Here is a 6,565-nt window from a genome sequence, read left to right as displayed (position 1 = left end):
GTGAGTGGGGTGAGTGGGGTAAGTGGGTTCAGGGGAGAGCTGCGTCCCAAACTGTTGCCCCGCTCCCCCAGCCCGTTCCTGATCTACACTGCGGATGGCTTCAGTTCCGCTCGCCAGCACTCCTTACCCGCTCGTCAGCACTCCTTACCTGCTCGCCAGCACTCTTTACTCACAAGTCAATCACTCTTGATCCGCTTTGGCAGCCGGCTGCACATGGAGTTCCGCTTGCTTCAGCCTCCGTATACCGGCTCATTACTTCTGTAGCCCGGCAACAGTCTGGCGGGTGACTAACGCAGTATTCACGAACAACTGCTGGGGCTTGGTCTCCGGCTGTTGAAGCAGCTGTACCAGCATTTTGGTGCCGAGCTCGCTGATCTCTGTAATGGGTTTGCGGACTGTGGTCAGGGCTGGATTCGTGTACCGGGCGAACATAATATCATCGAATCCAATGAGGGAAATCTGGCCCGGAACATCGGCCTTGTGGGCGTAGCAGGCGTTCATCGCGCCAATCGCCATATCGTCATTGGAGCAGAACACCGCTGTCGGCGGATCTTCCAGCAGGAGCAGGGCAGCCATTGCCGCGTATCCGCTCTCAATGCTGTAGTCTCCAGCCGCAAAGTAATCGGAGTTCAGCGGAAGACGATGGGCAATCAGGCTGTCCATGAAGCCCTGTTTGCGCTCGCTCGATGACTTGAAGCCAGGCTTGCCTTCGATAATAGCGAATTTCTGGTGTCCCTGCCGGACAGCATAATCAATGGCTGCCTTCACGCCTTCACGGTCATTTGCGACCACGTTCATAATGCCGGGATCTTCAAGCTGGCGGTTCAGCACTACCAGGGGAATCCCCATCTTCTTCACATGATAGATGAAGGCATTATCCTCGTCGCTCTGGCTCATGACCAGAATGCCGTCAAAACGCTGCGGCTGAATATTGCCGAAGTTGTGAACGCCGTCAATACCGTTGACCGTCAGGTTGAAGTTCTCATCCAAGATATGGCTGATTCCTTTGATTGCATCGACCAGGAAGCTGGCCGAGGTCCCCTGTTCAATACTGGAGAAGAACAGACCGATGGTGAAGGATCTTTTGGTCACCAGGCTCTTGGCGCTGTAGTTGGGCACATAGTTCATTTCGGCGGCGATTTTTTCGATTTTGTCCCGGGTTACTTTCTTGATCAGCGGGCTGCCGTTCAGCGCTCGGGAAACGGTCGTATGGGAGACGCCGGCGACACGTGCAATGTCTTTGATGGTGATCATAATATCTCTCCGGGAAAATAGAATTGTTAACGATTTCAGTTTACGATTTCCACACGGTCAAGTCAAGGAAATGTTAAAATGCACACGTTAAAATTTTTGTGGCAGAATGCCATCTCTGGCGCTATAATTTATTTGCTTGCCTGAGATAAATGAGAGCCTCCTGAATCTGAATTAAACCTGCCAGGTAGCCGGTTTGGGTCGCCGGGCCCGTCGAGTAGGAAGTTTTACCTATTATATCAATGCACCCGTGATCACCAATGACCAAGAAGGCTTAGGCGCATTCCTGCAGGTCTGTGGAGAATACGAGAACAGGCCTACCTGATGCGCCAGGCCTGTACGTGAAGTCGATGGATGAGGAGGAAGAACAGATGCTGGTAGGAAAAGAAGCCTTCTGTGATTTTCATACCATACAGGAAGCAGTAAATGCGCTGGAATCTCAGCCGGAGGATGAAGAACGAACGCTGTATATTTTGTCAGGTGTATACGAGGAAACGGTAAGGATATACCGTTCCCATCTGCGGATTATCGGCATTGGCCACGTGGTAATTACCATGAACCGGTATGCCAGGGAACTGGACGCCGCAGGTGAAGAGATCACCACCTTTGCCACCCCGACGCTCTTCCTTGGGGGACACCGTTTGGTTGTGGAGAATCTGACGGTTGCCAATACGGCCGGACAGGGAACAGATATTGGGCAGGCCGTGGCGGTATATGCTCATTGTGACGAGACGGTCTTCCGCAACTGTACCTTCAAGGGATATCAGGATACCCTGTTAACGGGACCGCTGCCTCCTGCGACTAAGGAGGGCAAACCCTTCGGCGGCATCCCGCTCAAAAAGCGGCATGACCGCTGCCGCCAGCTCTATACCCATTGTTATATTGAGGGAACAGTGGACTTTATTTTTGGAGGGGCAGTAGCCTATTTCGAACATTGTGAAATCCGCAGTCTGCTACATTACGGCCAGGGTGAGGGATACATAACGGCAGCGTCCACGCCCGAGGGTCAGGAATACGGGTATATTTTCAGCGGGTGCTTCTTAACGGCTGATCCAGGCGTAACCGGGGTCTACCTGGGACGGCCATGGCGCAGTTACGCCCAGACCGAACTTGTGAATTGCCGCTACGGCAGACATATTGATCCCCGGGGCTGGGATCATTGGGATGATCCGCATAATGAACGGACCGTGAGATATTGCGAATACGGTGTGGCGGGTGATGATCCCTTGCGGGGACAGCGTGCCGATTGGGCGCTGTTGCCTGATATGTCTGAGGAGGCACCAGGCAAAGCACAGATTTTTGCCGGTACGGATTTCTGGAAGAGGGTGGGTACCCATAGCTAGACAGCAGAGACCATGCCTGACTTCGAGTCCCTGATCATGGACGGCAGCATGCAGGAGAAGCGTCCTTTTCGATACTGCTGAAGCTGTACAAGGGGATGCTGCTGAATCTGCTGGTCCCCTTACTGTTCTATCTTCTCAATCATGCAATAACCCGGTTTGCCGCTGCCGTGGCAACCCCCAAAAAAGCGGACACCTGATCCTCTCAGGTGTCCGCTTTTTCATAAGATTTTATTTATCCTTGGCTTTATCTTTCTGGCCGGCATCCTTAGGAGAATCTCCTGTAAGAGTTTCCTGCACATTGTCCATAATGCCTCCGACGATATCATCCAGCTTGTCTGTAGATGCCGTCTGTCCAGGTCTGCTCGCATCGGGAATCTGATTAAAACCGGCGCTCGGTTTGTCTTTGAATTTCTCTTTGTCACTCATACTCTCATTCCTTTCCATGCTGCCGAAGTTAGAATATGTCCAAAACGCCTATCTTATGTAACGAGTACACCATATGGACGGATCTGAACCAGTGTGCATCGGGAAGCAGCATTTGGCAAAGGCGAAAGCTATAGAGCTGGAGGTCCTTCGTGGAGGTCCTTCAATTGGAGAAAGCAGGAAATTCATGCTTAAAGCGGAATGTAATAATATGGAGGCTAAGCTTTGTTATGCTGAAATTTCGTGATTTCCCGGTCGTAGTGGGATATACTGCCGTCGAATCTTTTGAGACGCACATAGTCTTCGGCAAACTTTTCCACGATTCCGATCCCCACCTGGGAATACATTCCGTCAGGATCGAGCTGCAACGCGGACACAAAGGTCTGCGACAGTGCGGCGACAAAAAAATCAACATTTTTAACGAGTGTCTGCGGCATGGCTGATATTCCTCCGTTCATTCGCTTTAGCGCGTCTAGCTACAAAAGCTTTTTATCTATAATACGACAGCCTTTGCATTTTGAAAATAGGATTTAATTTGCAGGATTTGTGAAAATAACGCTTTGTGTTTCAAGTGAAGGAGGAAAAAATGCATGAGCGCTGCAAAAAAGACACTTGTTATTACGCTGACGGTCCTCGGACTGCTCATCGTGCTGACTCCCATCGTTTATGCAAGGATTGGCACCATAGTCTATGCCCACAGGGTCAAAGTCTACCTGACAGAAGAAATGGGCTATGCCCGGCCGGAAATTGCTTCGGTAAAAGGGAAATGGACCATTAAGGCCCCACCGTTTGTTGTACATGTCAAGTTTAGAGACGAGCCGGAGGTGGAGTATACTTATTTTGCACACGCTGGAGTGATACAATTCAGCCACGAGATTTCCCGGAAAGGCTTGGACCAGGGGGTCACGGAGAAGAACTTGAAGCATTACGTTCCTCTGGATTAAATACAAGATTAAGGCGGTCGGCAGCATGGAAAAAAATAACACAGAGCAAGCCAGGGAACTGTTCACCCGTTATCTGGGGAACCCCATACAGATGCACCGTGAAGGTGTGCTGCAGCAGTATAAGCAGTACGAGGTCGACAAAGAAACAGAAAAACAATGGGCAGAGGATATGATTGCGGGATATCTGAAGCAGTTGTCGATCCGCGACTGGGAAGCTGTGGACACGCTAGAGACGCTTTCCAGGCAATATCCGAATCCTGAAATGGCGGAAAAGATAGTATCGTTTGCTTCACGCAATCTCATGAGCGCAGACAGCATCGTCAGACTGCGGTTCTCCGAAAACCTGGTGGGCATCATCCGCTCCCATAAAAAAGTATTGTCCCGTGAGCAGTTATTCACCGCCTGCCGGGCCGCCGCTGAGCTGCTGCAATCTGTCACCAGGCAGCCTCTTGTGGTCGATCCGGGTCATGAGCTGGAGCAGCTGGGCCTCAAAGACAAACGGGGGTTGAACAGCAGGGCCAAGAAGAGCATGGATGAAGTCGAAGCGTTGTTGAACTGAAGAAGGTTTGAACGCTAAAAAGTAAAATTTATGGAGGAATCCCGATGAGATTGCTGGTCTCCCAGCCGTACCACGAAGCTGGTTTGTTGAAGCTGCAAGAAGAGCTGCGGCAGTGGTCCAATTTATGCGATGCGGTACTCTATCCTGAAGGATATGTGACGGATCCGGGCAGTGTGCAGACCCTTCGCGGCCTTGCCAGGCAGCACCGAAAGCTGGTGATTACCAGCTATAGAGATGAGAACCACAAGGACCGGGCATTAATGATTGGGCCCGGTGGAGAAATTCTCCTTGAACGGGCGAAGTCTCCCATGCAAGGAGAGCTGTATACTCCATCAGTAGCTGACGCCTTAGGTATGCAGATCGGTTATCTGCTGTGTGTGGAGATCTTACAGGGACTGAACGGGCTGGAGGGGCAAGCCGAATCTCTGGATTTCATAGCCCATCCGATTGGCGTGGGCATGTTCAGTGAAGAACAGTTTGCTTTGTGGACAGAGGAGGCTGCACGGATTGCAGTGAAATATAAATGTCCTGTCGTCGGAACCAGTCATGCTGACGGCTCCTACCGGAATTGCGGAGTGTCCATCCCCATCTCCTACTGTATAGATGCAAATGGTCAGCCGCTGTACATTTCCAAGGCTGACACAAGAAGCCGCATTGTGGATTTGAAGAGCGGCAGTGTTGTGGTTGCGGGACCGGACGGGGACCACGAGACAGGAACAGGTCTGGCTGGAACTGTAAAAACACATGAATAGTAAGTGGATTCACACTATGAGTGAGTTGCAATGATTGATGCTCTGAAAAAGGTCTGCTCAGCGAAATATGACATAAAGCTGTCCGGTTAGTTATGCTACGATTTTCTGGCTACACTGAAACGGAATAATGAGACAGAGAACCGTCAGGAGGAGACAACAATGGCAGAACCGCTAAAAGCAATGTACAACGAGGAATTTCTGCGCGGCTTCGGCACGAAGGTGAAGGAAGTACACGGCAGTTTCGACCTTGAGGGTTTTGTCGCTGCAGCGATGCGTGACCCTTGGGAGGCGCTGGAGCTTAAAGGACGGATGCGGCGGATCACGGAGACGCTGGGAACCTTTTTGCCCCGGCGGTATGAGGATGCTCTGGAGATTCTGTTTGCGATAGATGAAGAATGTGTCGGCTTCCCTTATCTGTTCTTCCCCGATTTCGTCGAGGTGTATGGTGCCAGCGATGAACACTTTGAGCTGTCCATGACAGCACTGGAGCGCTTCACGTCCAGATCATCGGCGGAATTCGCTGTCCGCCCCTTTCTGCTGCGTGACCCGCAGCGGATGATGGCACAGATGCTGCAATGGTCGAAGCATCCCAATGAGCATGTACGGCGGCTGTCCAGTGAAGGAAGCCGGCCCCGCTTGCCTTGGGGGCAGGCGTTGCCCATGTTCAAGCGTGACCCGTCGCCGGTGCTGCCGGTGCTGGAACAATTGAAGGCTGACCCTTCGCTGTACGTCCGCAAGAGTGTGGCGAACAATTTGAACGACATTGCCAAGGACCATCCCGAAGTTGTGATGGATACCGTACGGCGCTGGAAGGGTGTGAGTGCGCACACGGACTGGATTGTGCGCCATGGATGCCGCACACTGATCCGCAAAGCGGACCCTGAGATCATGGCCCTCTTTGGTTATGCTAGCCAGGAGAACGAGACACCTCTGGCCGTCAGTGCCGTCCTGTCTGTAGAGCCTGCGGAACTGCACATAGGCGACAGCTGTGAGCTGGCTTATGCCCTTTCCATTCGTGAGGGGGAAGCGGTCCGTATACGTGTAGAATACGGTATTGATTTTGTGAAAGCCGGGGGCAAGACCTCGCGCAAGCTGTTCCTGCTCTCGGACAAAACAGTTCCCGGCGGCGCCCGGCTGACCGGAAAACGGACTCACCGTTGGGCAGATCTGACCACCCGCCGCCACTATGCGGGAGAGCATACCCTCACGCTGCTGGTGAACGGGCGTGAAGCCGCATCTGCAGTGCTTGTGCTGAAGCCGCAGCACCTTGGAGACCTGAAGCTATGATTAAGT

At 52.2% G+C, this 6,565-nt stretch carries 8 protein-coding genes; 5 read left to right on the top strand and 3 right to left on the bottom strand.

Features of this window, described 5'->3' with window-relative positions:
• Positions 1 to 252: 252 nt before the first annotated feature.
• On the bottom strand, positions 253 to 1,254 hold the full coding sequence (locus A3844_RS20045; protein WP_083606944.1) for a LacI family DNA-binding transcriptional regulator: 1,002 nt from the start codon (positions 1,252 to 1,254) through the stop codon (positions 253 to 255).
• Between the two features lie 368 nt (positions 1,255 to 1,622).
• On the opposite strand from A3844_RS20045, the gene A3844_RS20040 reads away from it, so the two are divergent.
• The gene (locus A3844_RS20040) at positions 1,623 to 2,594 is read left to right on the top strand and encodes a pectinesterase family protein (protein ID WP_074108324.1); all 972 of its coding nucleotides are present in this window, start codon (positions 1,623 to 1,625) and stop codon (positions 2,592 to 2,594) included.
• Positions 2,595 to 2,822: 228 nt separating this feature from the next.
• Here the strand turns inward: A3844_RS20040 and A3844_RS20035 are convergent, their stop codons facing one another.
• Together A3844_RS20035 and A3844_RS20030 are read right to left on the bottom strand one after the other, a co-directional pair.
• Positions 2,823 to 3,020, bottom strand: coding sequence for a hypothetical protein (locus A3844_RS20035; RefSeq protein WP_074085402.1), 198 nt, complete (start codon positions 3,018 to 3,020; stop codon positions 2,823 to 2,825).
• Positions 3,021 to 3,235: 215 nt separating this feature from the next.
• The gene (locus A3844_RS20030; RefSeq protein WP_074102556.1) at positions 3,236 to 3,454 is read right to left on the bottom strand and encodes a hypothetical protein; all 219 of its coding nucleotides are present in this window, start codon (positions 3,452 to 3,454) and stop codon (positions 3,236 to 3,238) included.
• A gap of 153 nt (positions 3,455 to 3,607) precedes the next feature.
• Here A3844_RS20030 and A3844_RS20025 point away from each other — a divergent pair, with 153 nt between their 5' ends.
• The 4 genes from A3844_RS20025 to A3844_RS20010 all read left to right on the top strand — a co-directional run bounded on the left by A3844_RS20025 (position 3,608) and on the right by A3844_RS20010 (position 6,559).
• The gene (locus tag A3844_RS20025) at positions 3,608 to 3,961 is read left to right on the top strand and encodes a DUF3139 domain-containing protein (protein ID WP_074108323.1); all 354 of its coding nucleotides are present in this window, start codon (positions 3,608 to 3,610) and stop codon (positions 3,959 to 3,961) included.
• 25 nt (positions 3,962 to 3,986) lie between these two features.
• Entirely contained in the window at positions 3,987 to 4,520 is a 534-nt protein-coding gene (locus A3844_RS20020; protein ID WP_074108322.1) for a hypothetical protein, read from the top strand.
• A gap of 44 nt (positions 4,521 to 4,564) precedes the next feature.
• Positions 4,565 to 5,272, top strand: a complete 708-nt coding sequence (locus A3844_RS20015) for a hypothetical protein (RefSeq protein ID WP_074108321.1) — start codon at positions 4,565 to 4,567, stop codon at positions 5,270 to 5,272.
• Positions 5,273 to 5,431: 159 nt separating this feature from the next.
• Positions 5,432 to 6,559 carry a DNA alkylation repair protein gene (locus A3844_RS20010; RefSeq protein WP_074108320.1) on the top strand — a complete coding sequence of 376 codons (1,128 nt, stop codon included), beginning with the start codon at positions 5,432 to 5,434 and terminating at the stop codon, positions 6,557 to 6,559.
• Positions 6,560 to 6,565: the final 6 nt, after the last annotated feature.

This window comes from Paenibacillus helianthi (assembly GCF_001909055.1).
Taxonomy (GTDB): domain Bacteria; phylum Bacillota; class Bacilli; order Paenibacillales; family Paenibacillaceae; genus Paenibacillus_AQ; species Paenibacillus_AQ helianthi.
The sequence above is the reverse complement of the archived record's forward strand: the minus strand, read 5'-3'. Positions and strand labels throughout refer to the sequence as shown.